General features: G+C 51.2%; 11 protein-coding genes and 1 pseudogene. 3 read left to right on the top strand and 9 right to left on the bottom strand.

All coding sequences use genetic code 11. From position 1 onward, the window contains the following. Window positions 1–14: 14 nt before the first annotated feature. The 7 genes from B3A20_RS06900 to B3A20_RS06870 form a co-directional block, all read right to left on the bottom strand. Window positions 15–1,835, bottom strand: a complete 1,821-nt coding sequence (locus B3A20_RS06900; protein WP_290763086.1) for an extracellular solute-binding protein — start codon at window positions 1,833–1,835, stop codon at window positions 15–17. A gap of 104 nt (window positions 1,836–1,939) precedes the next feature. After that, window positions 1,940–2,752, bottom strand: coding sequence for a ribonuclease III (rnc, locus tag B3A20_RS06895; RefSeq protein WP_088630571.1), 813 nt, complete (start codon window positions 2,750–2,752; stop codon window positions 1,940–1,942). A 219-nt stretch (window positions 2,753–2,971) separates the two neighbouring features. Continuing rightward, window positions 2,972–3,211: an acyl carrier protein gene (gene acpP / locus B3A20_RS06890; RefSeq protein WP_014546672.1), complete on the bottom strand. Its 240-nt coding sequence runs from the start codon at window positions 3,209–3,211 to the stop codon at window positions 2,972–2,974. 47 nt (window positions 3,212–3,258) lie between these two features. Further along, window positions 3,259–3,987, bottom strand: coding sequence for a 3-oxoacyl-[acyl-carrier-protein] reductase (gene fabG, locus B3A20_RS06885; RefSeq protein ID WP_290763084.1), 729 nt, complete (start codon window positions 3,985–3,987; stop codon window positions 3,259–3,261). Between the two features lie 326 nt (window positions 3,988–4,313). Then, complete coding sequence (gene plsX / locus B3A20_RS06880) at window positions 4,314–5,297, bottom strand: phosphate acyltransferase PlsX (RefSeq protein WP_088661228.1); 984 nt, start codon at window positions 5,295–5,297, stop codon at window positions 4,314–4,316. A gap of 14 nt (window positions 5,298–5,311) precedes the next feature. Continuing rightward, on the bottom strand, window positions 5,312–5,500 hold the full coding sequence (gene rpmF, locus B3A20_RS06875) for a 50S ribosomal protein L32 (RefSeq protein WP_014546669.1): 189 nt from the start codon (window positions 5,498–5,500) through the stop codon (window positions 5,312–5,314). Window positions 5,501–5,502: 2 nt separating this feature from the next. Further along, entirely contained in the window at window positions 5,503–6,030 is a 528-nt protein-coding gene (locus tag B3A20_RS06870) for a YceD family protein (protein WP_014546668.1), read from the bottom strand. A 268-nt stretch (window positions 6,031–6,298) separates the two neighbouring features. Between B3A20_RS06870 and B3A20_RS06865 the strand changes: the two genes are divergently transcribed. Then, window positions 6,299–8,002: an Ig-like domain-containing protein gene (locus tag B3A20_RS06865; protein ID WP_290763077.1), complete on the top strand. Its 1,704-nt coding sequence runs from the start codon at window positions 6,299–6,301 to the stop codon at window positions 8,000–8,002. A 211-nt stretch (window positions 8,003–8,213) separates the two neighbouring features. Here the strand turns inward: B3A20_RS06865 and B3A20_RS06860 are convergent, their stop codons facing one another. Together B3A20_RS06860 and B3A20_RS06855 are read right to left on the bottom strand one after the other, a co-directional pair. Then, window positions 8,214–9,605, bottom strand: coding sequence for a LamG domain-containing protein (locus B3A20_RS06860; RefSeq protein WP_290763076.1), 1,392 nt, complete (start codon window positions 9,603–9,605; stop codon window positions 8,214–8,216). After that, window positions 9,595–10,446 (bottom strand): TIGR02147 family protein, encoded by an 852-nt coding sequence (locus B3A20_RS06855; protein WP_290763074.1) that lies wholly within the window; start codon window positions 10,444–10,446, stop codon window positions 9,595–9,597. The genes B3A20_RS06860 and B3A20_RS06855 overlap by 11 nt, the downstream gene beginning before the upstream one ends. A 193-nt stretch (window positions 10,447–10,639) precedes the next feature. On the opposite strand from B3A20_RS06855, the gene B3A20_RS06850 reads away from it, so the two are divergent. Together B3A20_RS06850 and B3A20_RS06845 are read left to right on the top strand one after the other, a co-directional pair. Beyond that, window positions 10,640–13,030, top strand: coding sequence for a DUF4859 domain-containing protein (locus B3A20_RS06850; RefSeq protein ID WP_290763072.1), 2,391 nt, complete (start codon window positions 10,640–10,642; stop codon window positions 13,028–13,030). Between the two features lie 222 nt (window positions 13,031–13,252). Beyond that, a pseudogene (locus tag B3A20_RS06845) lies at window positions 13,253–14,058 on the top strand (hypothetical protein); the annotation flags it as partial.

Raw genomic sequence — 14,058 nt, 5'->3', positions numbered from 1 at the left:
CCGTCTACTGCCTACTATCTAATATCAAACGGCGGGATGGGGAGGCTTTCGCCGGATTTCATCGCCTTGTCGAGAGCGGCGGACTTGACCGGATCGACCCACCAATAGACGGGGATTGCATCTTCGCGGTTGAACTGGTCGAGCACCTTTTCGGGCGTGCCGTAACGGTTCCAATAGAGGATGCGATGGTGGTCGCATTGCCACATGAGCACGTACGGGACGATTTCGGCGAGGCGATTGTCCAGGGCTTTCAAGATTTCGTTCCTCTTCGCGAGATCGAATTCCGTCTTCTGCAAGTTGATGAGGCTATCGACGACCTTATCCTGAACGCCGGCAAGGTTGTTCGTGCCCTTCTGCATGGCGGTCGTAGAAATCCAGCTCGCTTCCGGGTCGCGGAGGCGGCCTGCACCCCAGTTCACCCAGTAAAGGTCAAAGTCAGCATCGTCCAAGCGCTTGCGGAGCGTGCTCTGGCTCATCTGTTCGATGGTCGCCACCACGCCCACCTTTTTGAGGTCTTCCTGGAAAAGCGTGAGGTGGCGCAAGTCTTCCTGGCTCGTGATGAAGTTAATCGCAAACGGCTTGCCGTCCTTTTCGAGAACGCCTTCGCCATTCACCTTGTAGCCCGCTTCGGCAAAAAGCGCACGGGCCTTTTCGGGATTGTAGCTGTAGACTGGCGCCGTCGGGTTCTGGTTATTCGCCCAAAGGTCCGGATAATAGCTGTTCAAGAGGAAGTACTGGCCGTACATGTACTTTTCGTTCATCGTTTCACGATTCAAGAGGTACGAGAGCGCACGGCGGACGCGGACATCCTGGAACTGCGGCTTGCGAAGGTTGATGGCCATGCCCTGGAAGCCAATCGGTTCCTTGTTGTAGATGCGCTGCTTGACGGCCCAGCCTTTTTTCACGGCATCAAAATCGGTCTGCTTCATCCAGATGCTGCTCGTGTAAATGGCGTAGGCGTTGAAGTCCTGCTTCTTGAACGCTTCAAGCGCCTTGGTCTGGTCGTTCATGAAGCGGTAACGGATTTTCTGGAAGTTGTACTTGCCATGGTTCCAGTTCTTTTTGAAGCCCCACCAGTCGCTGCGGCGCTGGAGTTCGACAAAGCGGTCTTCGCGGAACGTCTTGATGATGTACGGACCAGAGACGACCGGGAATTCGTAACGAATCTTGTTGAAGTCCTTGCCTCCCCACACATGCTTCGGGAATGCAAGCATGCCGGCGGCTTCCCAGAAGTTGCCCCAATGAGATTCCTTGGCAGTCATGCGGACCGTCAAGCTATCGACGACTTCCGGGCGTTCAAAGCGGCTGAGGCCCACCTTGAAAATCGGCGTGAGGTTTTTCTCGTCCATGATGACGTCGTAATAGAACTGCACGTCTTCGGCAGTGATCGACTTGCCGTCGCTCCATTTAGCGCGCGGGTCCACATGGAACGTGAACGTCTTGCCGTCTTCGGAGACTTCCCACTTGTCCGCAAGAATACCGACTTCGCGGTCTTCGGTGGTATGCAGGCTCACGAGCGGTTCGAACATCATGTTCATGAGCTCAGCAGAGAAGCTATTGTAGTCTTCCCACATGTTGAAAGACTTCGGCATGGCGGAGCCCCAAAGCGTGATAGAACCGCAAGCGCGGGCTTCCTTGGAGGCAATCGGGTCGAACTCGCCTGTTGCCGTAGAATCGAGCGGGAGAATCGGGCAATCGGCTTCGGAAACGGCGGCGCCTTTTTTCGAAGATTGGCCGGATTTGGAATCGCCGGATTCATTGCAGGCGGCAAGAGCAAAGGCGAGTGCAGCCGCCATCGGGACGGCAAGTAAAGAGCGGAGGGAGAATGTATTCATGTAAGACAAGATAGATAAAATAGCGGCTTCGCCGCAGTTGGCAGAACTTAGTTGGTAGAACTTAGACTTTTTCTAAGCTCTAAGTTCTAAGATCTAAGTTCTTATCACGGCAATCCGATATGGTGCGCGGGTTGTTTGACTTTGGGAGCGGCGGCTTTTTTAGCATCGGCTTCGGCAGCTTCTGCCTTGAGCGTTTCAAGCGACAGGCGGGAGGCTTCCTGTTCCGCCTTTTTCTTGTTCGGGCCTTGACCGCGAGCATACGCTTTGCCGTTCACGACCACTTCGACCGTAAACACCTTCTGGTGTTCCGGACCTTCTTCGCCAACAATCACGTACTCCGGAGAGCAGCGCAATTTGCCCTGGCAAAATTCCAGAAGTTCGCTCTTGTAGTTCACGAAGTCGGTTGCGCTGATGATTTCTTGCACGCGCGGGAAATGGAACTTGTTCAAAATGGCACGGACTTCTTCGAGACCGCCATCGAGATAGACGGCGCCAAGCACAGCTTCATAGGCATCAGCGAGAATGCTTTCCTTGCCGCGACCGCCCATCTTGGCTTCGGACTTTCCGATTTTCACATATTCGCTCAAGTCCCATTCCTTGGACGATTGGGCGCAGGCGTGTCCCGAGACTATCGCGCTCTTGCGCTTGGAGAGCTCGCCCTCCGGATCGCTCGGATAAGTTCTGTACAGGAATTCCGTCGTAAGCATGTTGAGGACGGAATCGCCTAGAAATTCTAGGCGCTCGTTGTTGCTTGCGTACGGGACATCTTTCCCGACGAGGAACGAGCGGTGAACGAGTGCATGAGCCAGCAGTTCTGGATCGCGGAATCTGTACCCAAGCTTAGCCTCAAGCCCGTCACCGGACTTCTGGCGAAACCAGAGTTTAAGAATCTTGTGGAGCAAGTTTTGTTCTTCCAACAGAATCTCCTTAATAGTTTAAAATGCAAGATGAAATGTAGTATTTGGTTATTGGTCATTAGTCAATGGTCATTGGTTATTAGCAACAACTACTGACTAATGACTAACTACTAATGACTACTGACTAATAACTAACGACTAAAAAAAAGAATCCCCGGCGAAACCGGGGACCCAAAGCTCTTTCTTTGCCCAACGGATGCGGGCTAAAGTAAAACTAGATTACTTCTTGTGTGCTTCGAGGAAAGCAACAACGTCAGAAACCTTCTGGAACTTTTCAGCGTCGGAATCGAGGATTTCGACATCGAATTCGTCTTCGAGAGCCATCACGAGTTCAACACGGTCCAGGGAGTCTGCACCGAGGTCATTACCGAATTCAGATTCGGGCTTGACATCTTCAGCCTTGACTTCCAACTTAGCAACGATCACGTCCGTGACCTTCTTGAAAATTTCTTCGTTCATTTTTTTCTCCATGGGAAAAAGTTTTGTCCAAATTTAATAAAATGTTGTTAAGCGTTCAAGCCCCCATCGACACCAATTACCTGTCCGGTAATGTATTTGGCATCGTCGGAGGCCAAAAATGCGACTGCCTTGGCGACATCTTCCGGCTGACCGAGGCGGCCAAGCGGAATCTGGGCGGCATATTTTGCACGAGTTTCTTCACTCATAGCGGCGGTCATGTTCGTATCGATGAATCCCGGAGCGACAGCGTTCACGGTAATACCGCGAGAACCGAATTCCATGGAGTTGGACTTGGTCATGCCGATCACGCCAGCCTTAGCAGCGGCGTAGTTGGCCTGGCCAGCCTGAGTTCTGATACCGTTCAAGCTTGCAATGTTCACGATGCTGCCTTTGCGGGCGCCCATCATGGTCCTGAGGACGGCTCTGGTGCAAAGGAACGTCGAGCGGAGGTCCGTTGCGATAACGTTATCGAAATCTTCGTCCTTCATACGAAGTACGAGGCCGTCACGGGTGATGCCAGCGTTGTTCACGAGGCAGTCCACGCCACCCAGTGCGTCGATAGCTTGTTTGAAAGCGTCCTTCACAGAGTCGGAGTTGCTCACGTCGCATGCGAACGTGAACGTCTTGACGCCGAATTCCTTGGCGATAGCTTCGGCCTGTTCCGGGCAGCCACCACGGGAAATAAGAACAACGTCAGAGCCGCGAGCAGCAAGTTCTCTTGCAATGGCAAGACCGATACCGCGAGATGCGCCAGTCACAATAGACTTCGTAGGCATTATAAATTGACCTCCTGTATGACATTAAGTGTCATGGGTGAATACAAATGATTTAAGCTTAGAATAGCCGTCACACCACCGGTGCCAGACGGTTCGTCCAAAGCATATTTATTTGTTATTCAAGATAAAAAAAGTTTCAGAAGGATGTTTAGAGTACAGTCAATAGTCATTGGTCATTAGTCTATGCTCTTTGAATAGAATGCAAAAAAACAAACCTGCGTTTCAAACTAACAACTATTGACCATTGACCAAGAACCAAAAAAGAAACGGACCTAGCGTTCACTAGATCCGTCTAATTGCAACTAAAGTCTTAATGCAGACAAAAGCTATGCTTTAGGAGCTTCCTCGGACTTGATTGCGGCGAGGCGTGCGTTTACCTTGTTGGCAACGTCGGCTTCGGCATACTTGGCAGCCACTTCAACAGCCTTTTCGATAGCGAGAGCATCGGAACGGCCATGAGCGATGATGCCAATGCCATTGAGGCCAAGCAACAAGGCGCCACCCGTAGCGCGATAGTCCCACATTTCGGAGAAACGCTTGCCAGCCGGAGTGTCGATCGTGCCGAACATTTCCTGGTGCATTTCGAAGAAGCCTTCCAGGAGCTTGAGCACAACGTTACCCGTATAGCCAGAAGTCGCAACAACGTCGGCCTTACCTGCAATGAGGTCACGACCTTCGATGTTACCCATAAAGTTAACCGGAGCGGACTTGAGGAGCTGGTATGTTTCCTGGAGAACCGCCGGACCCTTGTGTTCTTCTTCGCCCATGTTCAAGAGGCCAACCTTCGGATTTTCGATTCCGAGGTAAGCTTCGGCGAATGCAGAACCTGCAATGGCAAAGTCAACGAGAGTGGAAGCGCGTTCATCAACGTTTGCACCGCCATCGACCAACACAATGCGGCGATCCTTTGTCGGAAGAGCAACCCCGATAGGCGGACGGGAGAACTCGTCGCAAGTCTTACCGAGAATCATGAGGCAGCTAGCCATCATTGCGCCAGAGTTACCGGCACTGACGGAAGCGTCCACAAGACCTTTCTTCTGCAAGGCAACGCAAGTCACCAAGCCAGAATGCTGCTTCTTCTTGACCACCATGACAGGATGTTCATCCATAGCCACGAGGTCCGGAGCATCAACTACGGAAATCTGATTGCCGGTGTAACCAAGCTTCTCGAGAGAAGCCTTGACCTCGGCCTCCGGTCCGCAGAGAACCACATGAATATTGGGGTTTTTCTTGACTGCGCTAACGGCGCCTTCAATGCAAACACTCGGGGCGTAATCGCCACCCATGGCATCCAGTGCAACTTTGATCACGGATTCCTCCTAGATTAAGCTTCGGCACCCTTCATGTCAACAACTTCCACACCGTTGTAGAAGCCGCAAACCGGGCACACGCGATGCGGACGCTTCACGGAACCACAATGATCGCAAGTAGCCATAGCCGGCACTTCCATCTTCCAGTGGGTGCGGCGCTTGTCACGACGAGCGGTCGAAGTTTTTCTCTTAGGTACTGCCATTTTTAACTCCTGTTTTCCATTTTGCTCTTAAGAGCTTTGAGTTTTTCCCAGCGGGGGTCGAGCGGCTTTTCAGCATCGGCACCATCGCCAGCTTGATTGTTTGTTACAAAGATAAAATCTTCGTCAGGATTTTTCACGGGCGCAATGGGTTCCTGTAGGGTCACCAGCTGTCGGACGCACTCGGAAACATCTACGAAGTCCTGTGTCTGCGGAATCGTGTAGGCGAAAACATCATCGTCGTCGTCATGAAGTTCCTGTGCAGCGCATGCTCCGCGTTCCACCTCGACAACAATCTCGGTTTCGAACGGACGGTCAAAAAGATCCAGGCTGCGGACACAAGTGAGTGTTTGCACTCCAGAGATAGTACCGGTCACAAGGCACTTGCCGTTGCCTTCGGGGCTAACCAGCACCTCGGCTACCAGATCGCCCTTGAGGTGCAGTTCGTCGAAGATTTCAGGAGCGTCGGCATGGGACCAGACCACTCGTTGGTCTTCGGAATCAGTAAGTTTTTGTGCGATATTTATTCTCAAAGTGGCACAAATGTAGTAAAACGCATAAAAGGGGTCAAGTGGGGATTAGTAGTTAGTAGGCGGTAGACAGTAGACAGTAGACAGTAGGAAGTAGGAAGTAGAAAACTGAAAAACATTGGCGTTGTCTATAGACAACCATTTATAATAATGGCAGGCTGATTTCACCAAAACAAAACTATTTTTGCAGTATATTGCAATATAGGGGTTGTTTATGGGATATTATTTTGGTTTTAAGCGAAAATTCGCGGTTTCGGCACTCAGCTTATCAATGTTTTGGTGTATAGGAGCGAGTGCCGAGCCGCTCGCGTTTCCTGAAGCTCTCGGATTCGGCGCAAACGTGACGGGAGGTCGCGCGGGTACCGTTTACCACGTGACAAACTTGAACGATTCGGGCGAAGGCTCGTTCCGGGATGCAGTCAGTCAAGGGAACCGCATTGTCGTTTTTGACGTTGGCGGCATCATCAATATCAAAACTGCCGTTTCGATCAAGTCGAACATCACTATTGCCGGGCAGACAGCCCCGGGCGAAGGTATCGCCATTCACGGCGGAAAACTTTCGACAGGCAAGCAGAGCAATATCATCATCCGTTACTTGCGCATCCGACCTGGAGAAAATACGGCAAGCACCAAAGACGACGCGCTCAACCTCTACGATGCCAAAAACGTCATCGTGGACCATTGCTCGGTAGAACTTGCTCCGTGGAATAACTTCGGAGGCTCCTCGGACAACGCAGATTACCGTGTCACAGGCATCACTGTGCAGAATTCGCTCATTGCAAACCCGATTGGCCAGCAGTTCGGCGCCCACATCGAATCCATTGACGGTACTTGGGCCTGGTACTACAACGCCTTCGTGAATACGCACAACAGAAACCCGCTCGACAAGATTAACGACATTTTCGTCAACAACATCCTTTACAACTTCGAAGCGGGCTACACGACACACACTAGTGCAAAATTCAAGCACGACATCGTGAACAACTACTTTGTCTATGGTCCAGAAGGCAAAAACGAGTGGTTTCAGGTCGATAAAAACCAGAGCATTTACGCAAACGGAAACCTAATCGACAAGAACCGCGACGGAGTGCTCAATGGCGGGCCAACAAGCATTTATTACTACCAGGGACCTGGCGAAGAACTGAAAAATCCGTGGAACGAGCTCACGACAAAGGGCCCGATAATGAGTGCGGCAAGCGCCTGGCGCTACGTGACCTCGCAAAGTGGCGTCCTCCCCTACGACGACATTGATTCGCTTATCTGGCACCAGGTCGGCACGCTCGGCAAGGAAGGCACGCTCGTAAAATCCGTAGGCGCTATGGGCCTCAAGACCAACAACGGCTGGGGTGAAGTCATTGCCGGCAAACCCGCCACAGATAGCGACAAGGACGGAATGCCCGACTACTTCGAAAATGCGATGGGCTACGACACCGCCAAAGACGACGCCATGGTCAAGGAAGACGACGGCTATGTGCGCATTGAAAAATACATCAACTGGCTCGGTGCCATGCATGCACAAGTCGAAGGCAACGGGACGCTCGATTTTGACCTGCGTACAATCACTCGCGGATTCCAAAGCGTCAAACCCACCTACAGTGTATCTGCCGCAGAAAACGCCTCCGTCGAATTGCAGAAAGATGGCTACACCGCAAGATTCACCCCCGACAAGAATTACAAGGGACTTGCCTCGTTCAAGTACACCGTCAAAGGAAACGACAACACTGAATACACAGGCCGCGTAGAAATACTCGTCGAAAAGTCCGCAAACGCAAGCGAGCCGCCGGAACAGCCGCGAGACTCCAGCGAAACGGCACAAGACTCTAGCAAGACAGCGCAAGATTCCACAACGGCAATTCGAGATGCTTTCCGAGAAGCCCACACATTCCGCAACGTGCCTCAAATGCGCAAGAACACGTTCCACGACCTCAAAGGCCGCCGCTTCGAAAAGCAAATTCCATACAGGGTTTTATTTTAACTGTTCTCATCGATCCAAATAATCAAGCACCTCGGCAAACGTCGAGGTGCTTTTTATTGACAAAGTCAATTCTAAGCACTGCGCCTCGGTCATGGGCAAGCAAGCTTGCCCGCGACTCTCGGCTTGGGTGCTTTTTTCGATGAAGTTAATTCTAAGCTCAGCGCATTAGCATGTTAGCATGCGCAAGCAAAATTGACGCTTCGCGCACACTTTAAGGCTTCAGCCGCCCATACATGGCATTGATCCATTCTGGGCTACGGGCGATTGATTCAACGCGAACTTCGTCAATCACACCATTCCAGGTTTCAGTCTCGATTTCATCGCCACCGATGCGGAAGGGGACGTTACGATTCAGCTCGTTCGGCACAAATTCCCCTGCAAATTCAGTTCCATCGGAACCCGCAATTGCTACCGCTTTACCGTTCACATACATGCTCACCATGTGATTCTTGGAAACGAGCACAAGGAAAGCCCACTCCCCGACAGGCACGGATGTTGAATCCCCGAAATACACCGCCCCAGGGTAGTCCGGCATACCCTTCATTACGGCAAATGTTCCGCTCTTCACCTCATAATGCCACTGGAATCGCGATGTAGAATCACTCCAATAAGCTCGCTGGCAGAACAGCACCTGGTGCTCGCCGTTGGGGCCACCCCACTTAGTCCAAAGCGAAAGCGTGAAGTTGCCACCCGTGGGGTCAAGCGTGTCGAGATCGATAAACTGGCCCGGTTCCAGGAGCACTGCCTTGCCGTCAATCCCCTCCACATAATTTACGTTACCTGCAACGGAAGAATCGTGGTTGAGTACGTTGACATCTCTTCCCATGCCGAGATAAACTTTAATTTCCGGGTTGCCAAACCCATTCGGGAGATAATAATCATACGGAAGGTAATAATGGAAGCCGTAGTAATCCGCAATAACAGGCATATCGTTGCTCGTAAGCCATTCCCCATTGACCGAAAGTTCAGGCAACTTAAGCGAATCCTTCGATTCCAGCGCCGTGAATTCGAGCTGCGCAATTGCCGAATCACCTCGCACGTACACAAGATCCATTCTATAGCCCGCCGGGATAGAATCAAATGCAAACGAACCATCTTCACTGATAGGAGAACGCAAATGAGTTCCCTGAATGCGCATATAACCAGATGTCGCGTCGGCAATTTTTCCACTTAAAGTTTTGTGCGCAGCAATGCAAATCGTATCCAACCTTACGTCAGAGAGTCCATCGCCACGCAAACCGGACAGTCCTTTGGATTCCGCATAGAAACGCGGAGAACCTTTCGCCGAAATCCTCGAAATCGGACCTAGCTTAAAGAACCCTGTAGAATCAGCGACCGTTTCAAGCGAATCCACAATTTCTTTCGAATTATCCAAGTAGGCAACGACACGCGCAGCAGGAACAGCACGCCCCTGCAAGTCCTGCACTACACCGGAATACCTCAGCGTATCAGACAAATCCGCAATTGAATTTCCGATATCGGTCACTCCACCGGCGACATCATCGCTATCCGAGCAAGCCAGGAACGTCAAAGAAAACGCAAGCGACATCACGCACGCAGCGCAATTACGCGACAACTTTGGATAAACTCGCCTATTTTTCATTTTCCGCCTCCTTCCCTATTTTCTTGCTCATCGGGAACGCCACAAGCATCATTTCGTAAACGCGTTCCACTTCCGAATCATTAGCCGCACGGGCAATAATCTTCTTGCGGGCTTCTTCCAGCACCTCTACCGCATAATTGTAGGATTTTTCGCTCATCGCAAGAGTCGTGAACGCCGCAAAGCGCTCGTTTTTGGGCATAGATTCCACGGCGCCCATCGCATGCTGCATATATTCATGACGGATGCGTCGCAACGCCATTGGCGGAATTTCCGAAGCATCGAGCATTTGCGATGTTTCAACATAGCGTTCACCCTCTTTTTTCAAGAGTCCCCATTCCAGCAGCATTTTCACCGCATCGCGTGCCTCGTCCGTCGTTATCTGCGGCACAACCGAACGCGCCAACACACGGTAGTCACCTTTCCAATCCGACGATACCGCCAACTCGCGCACAATCGGGTAATACCACTTTTCAAAATACCCCTGTTCACGCGTCGTGACATGCGTAAATTCTATCTGCTTGCGAATCTGGACAATCTTATTCCAAGCATTTTCGCGCTCATCAACTTGTTGCGCCTGGTTGTACTGCACCAGCGCCTCAAAATACGTCTTTTGCAACGGTTCAAATTCCATCGCCTTTGAAATTTTTTCGATGGATTTCGGAGTCAAATTGAAACGGCCACGGATAACATTCAGACAATAAGAAGAGCTACTGAAGCCAGCCTTTGCTGCAAAAAATCGATGCGAAAACACCGACCGCATTTTCTTCTGTTCCTCAAAATAGTCTTGCAGGAACTTGCGGAAGTCGTCATAGTCAAACAAGTGTTCAAGCGCAATGCACATGGTTTTAAACTATAATATTTTTACACAAAAATCAAGAAATTAAGCAAAATTATAACTAAACAAGCATAATCAATGAATTTTTCTTACACATTTACACGTTTCTAACACAGAAAATCATTCCATTTTTCTTAAAAACTTGCACTAGGGCACACCAAAAATTATTTCTCTAAATAGCATAAAAATGGAGTGTGTTATGCAAAAAAGTTGTTTGGGATGGATTCCGGGCACGGCTTTGACGTTCGCCCTAAGCATTAACGTTTACGCGGCACCTGGCGATGCCTACACATGGCCCGGCTATCGTTCAGATTTGGATTACGATACCAAATCGAACCTAGGCGAAATCAAGCCGCCGACCAAGTTCAATAACAATTGTTCGGGCGTTACCGGAAAGAAGGCCGGTAAGTGGTGGGCGTTTTATTGGGGCAAGGATCGCGACAGCCGCATTACCGATGTGACGATTGATTCGATTCTCAAGAAGTACGATACTGACTTTGAGTATTTGTACAATGAGATGGGATGGGCGCCGGATGCCCAAGCGCAAGAAGGCCAGTACAGCGCCATTTATTACTACGGTTCGGGTACGTGTGCCGGTGGCGCAAAGACGGACACCACGGGCGGCTGGCAAACATGGGTGGCAGGCTACACGGCCGTGGCAGCCTCGTTTTATCCGCTGTACAGTTTCAATACAAGTTGCCCTTACCACGATCGTGTGGCGCAGATGGATGCGATGATTCATGAGGGAATTCACTCGATGACGAATGGTTACCCCGGCGCAAAGGATGCGCACTGGTTCCAGGAAGCGGGCAACACCTGGATTCAGCAGGATATGTTCAGCCACCGCGATGGTGTATACAGCGGTATGGGATTTCTGAATGCGGCGACGGTTATTGCGCCGTTTATGCCAATTGAAACTTATTCGGGCTGGCTGATTGACGGCACTTTCGGTGGCCCTGGTGGCGGCGCCGATGGCGGTGGCGTGACCGGCAAGAATCAGCGTTACCTGCTGGGTGGCTCGCAGTACAGCAACATCTTCCCGACGTTTATCGGCACGTGGATTGGTACGGGGGCTGTTCGCTGGATTTACGGAAACGCTTACGGTAAGACCAAATACCTGCTTGAAACATACGGTCTCGACAAGGGGCTGGGCGATGCGGGCGTGCGCAGGCTCATTACCGAATTCCGCGCAAGGCTTGCGATGCTTGACATGAAAAAATGGTCCGGCGAAATCAAGAATTTGCTGAACCAGCATTTTGGAAGCGACACCTACTGGGAACAGGACATGTGGGACAATAACAGGAAAAGCTACACCTGGACCATGACGCCTTACCAGACGGTAACGGAAAGCAATGGTTACCTTGTACCGAATCAGGAAACAACTCCGGGTTGGTCTGGCTCGAACGTGGTGCCGCTGAAAGTGCAAAATGGAGCAAAGGAAGTGTCCGTAAGCTTCTACCCGAACGGCGCAAACTCCAATAACAAGAACATGAATTTCTTGCTGTGCTACCGCGCGACCGACGGTACACCTGTGTACAGCGAACCCATTACGGGCGAAGGTTCCGCGACGCTTCGCTTGGACAAGACGCCCTCTTCGACAAATGGCTCGCAGATGGTCTTTGCGGTGGTCGTGAATACGGATTATCAGTACACCGGCAACGCGGGTATTCGTAAGTTGCATTACGATTACAAGCTAAAGCCCGAAGCAGGTGTAAGCGGCGCAGGGGCTGCAAACGTCAAATATTACAACGACTTTAAACTTGATTACAAGTGGCCTGAAATCGGAGACGCGCCGACAAGTTCGAGCAGTTCCGTATCGCCGGAATCTTCGAGCAGCAGCGAGATGCCCGCGAGCTCCAGCAGTTCCGCAAAAATCGTCACGGACGGCGCTACGTCATATACCATCACGGTGACGCTTCCGATTGACGACAACTACGCCACCATTTCCGCAAAATTTGATATCAGCGAGGTTGCGAAGAAACTCGGACTCACCACAGCAACGCTCACACAGGCACAATTCTTCGCACTAGAAAGCGATGGAAACATCGTCACCAACAGCACGGCAAACACACCGGGCCATTGGTTCAGCAAAGATGGCAAAGTCGTTGAATGGGGCGAAACCGCCTATGTATTCAGCGAAGCTGATTTGGCAAACGGGACTCTCGCGATAGGCCACTACCCCAACCGCGTCAGCAACGGAGAAAAATACAGCTTTACGCAAGGGCTCTCGTACAACGGGAAAACGGTTCTTTTCAAAGTCACGATTAGCATCACCAACGAAACTGGAAGCGACGAAAGCGGAAAGACCACAGCTCTGATGTACGGACTTGATAAAGTTTCGACACACATGAACCTTGCGCTCCATCACGGGTATCTCGAAATCAGCTATACGCTTCCGCATCGCGACAATGTGAAGATAAGCCTATTCAATGGATTTGGAGCATTGCTCGCACAAGAAATCACGGGAATGCAAAACGCAGGCTCGCACACGCGTTCGCTCAACATGAGCCAAATGCCGCGTGGCACCTACATCGTAAAAATCACGACGGGTAGCTACCGCGAGGCGAAATCGATAAGCATTTTCCGATAAATAGATGATACCAAACAAAGGCACCCCGGCGAATGCCGGGGTGCTTTTTATTGACGAGGCTCAGAGCTTTTTTTTGAAAGTGTTCTTTTTTGTAAAATGTGGACTTTTTTTAGTGAAACATTGTAGAAATAACATCATTTCGCCTTAAATAGTGTAAAAAACTATTGACTTTTAATTGCGAAAAGTGTAGATTCTTATATATTCTCTGGAAAGGAGTGTGGTATGGGTGTATTGGAAACATTCAGGGCGGCGTGTGTCGCCTTATCTCTCGCGGCTGTTGCCGCATTTGCGGCCTCGGTCGCCGTTCACGATCCTTCCGTCATTGTGGTCTATAAGGACGCGGGCGGGAATTCGTATCCTGAAAACGATGCGGCCAAGTCGCGGACGAAGTATTATTACATATTCGGGACCATGAACGGGGCGGCATATTCCCGCGATATGCTGGACTGGACCCCGTTTACGCCGCAGCTTTCGAGGGGCGGCACGGTGTATGTCACTGGCAACGAGGCCAGGGACGATTACTACAGCGTGTTCAAGGCGGAAGCCGACTATGCGGAACATACGAATTCCGCGACCGCCAAGGGGAACCTGTGGGCGCCCGATATCGTGTGGAACAAGAAGCTGAAAAAGTGGTGCCTGTACTTTTCGATGGCGGGCGAGGACTGGAAAAGTTCCATTGTGCTCCTGACATCCGACAAAATCGAGGGGCCGTACGAGTACAAGGGTGCGGTCGTCTACGGCGGGATGGACAAGCAGACGGCGGGTTCTGCCGCCAATGCCGACTACGCTAAGGTGACCGGTTCTTCGACAATCGACGAGCGTTACTATATCGCGAACAACGGTGTCACTAATTTGGGCAAGTGGGATGGCGGCTATGGTTCCAGCTGCATCGACCCGAACGTGTTCTACGACGAGGACGGAAACCTGTGGCTCCTGTACGGTTCGTGGAGCGGCGGGCTTTTCCTGGTCAAGCTCGATGAGTCTACCGGTCTCAGGGACTATTCGTACAAGTACGGGAACAACGGCGC

The sequence above is a fragment of the Fibrobacter sp. UBA4297 genome (genome assembly GCF_002394865.1).
GTDB lineage: Bacteria > Fibrobacterota > Fibrobacteria > Fibrobacterales > Fibrobacteraceae > Fibrobacter.
Note: the sequence above shows the minus strand (reverse complement) of the source record. Positions and strands in the feature narration are given on the sequence as shown.

Excerpts from the sequence above, each read along its gene's own strand:
- B3A20_RS06900 (WP_290763086.1), bottom strand. The coding sequence starts at position 1,835 with ATGAATACATTCTCCCTCCGCTCTTTACTTGCCGTCCCGATGGCGGCT.
- acpP (WP_014546672.1), bottom strand. The coding sequence starts at position 3,211 with ATGAACGAAGAAATTTTCAAGAAGGTCACGGACGTGATCGTTGCTAAG.
- fabG (WP_290763084.1), bottom strand. The coding sequence starts at position 3,987 with ATGCCTACGAAGTCTATTGTGACTGGCGCATCTCGCGGTATCGGTCTT.
- rpmF (WP_014546669.1), bottom strand. The coding sequence starts at position 5,500 with ATGGCAGTACCTAAGAGAAAAACTTCGACCGCTCGTCGTGACAAGCGC.
- B3A20_RS06865 (WP_290763077.1), top strand. The coding sequence starts at position 6,299 with ATGTTTTGGTGTATAGGAGCGAGTGCCGAGCCGCTCGCGTTTCCTGAA.
- B3A20_RS06860 (WP_290763076.1), bottom strand. The coding sequence starts at position 9,605 with ATGAAAAATAGGCGAGTTTATCCAAAGTTGTCGCGTAATTGCGCTGCG.
- B3A20_RS06855 (WP_290763074.1), bottom strand. The coding sequence starts at position 10,446 with ATGTGCATTGCGCTTGAACACTTGTTTGACTATGACGACTTCCGCAAG.
- B3A20_RS06850 (WP_290763072.1), top strand. The coding sequence starts at position 10,640 with ATGCAAAAAAGTTGTTTGGGATGGATTCCGGGCACGGCTTTGACGTTC.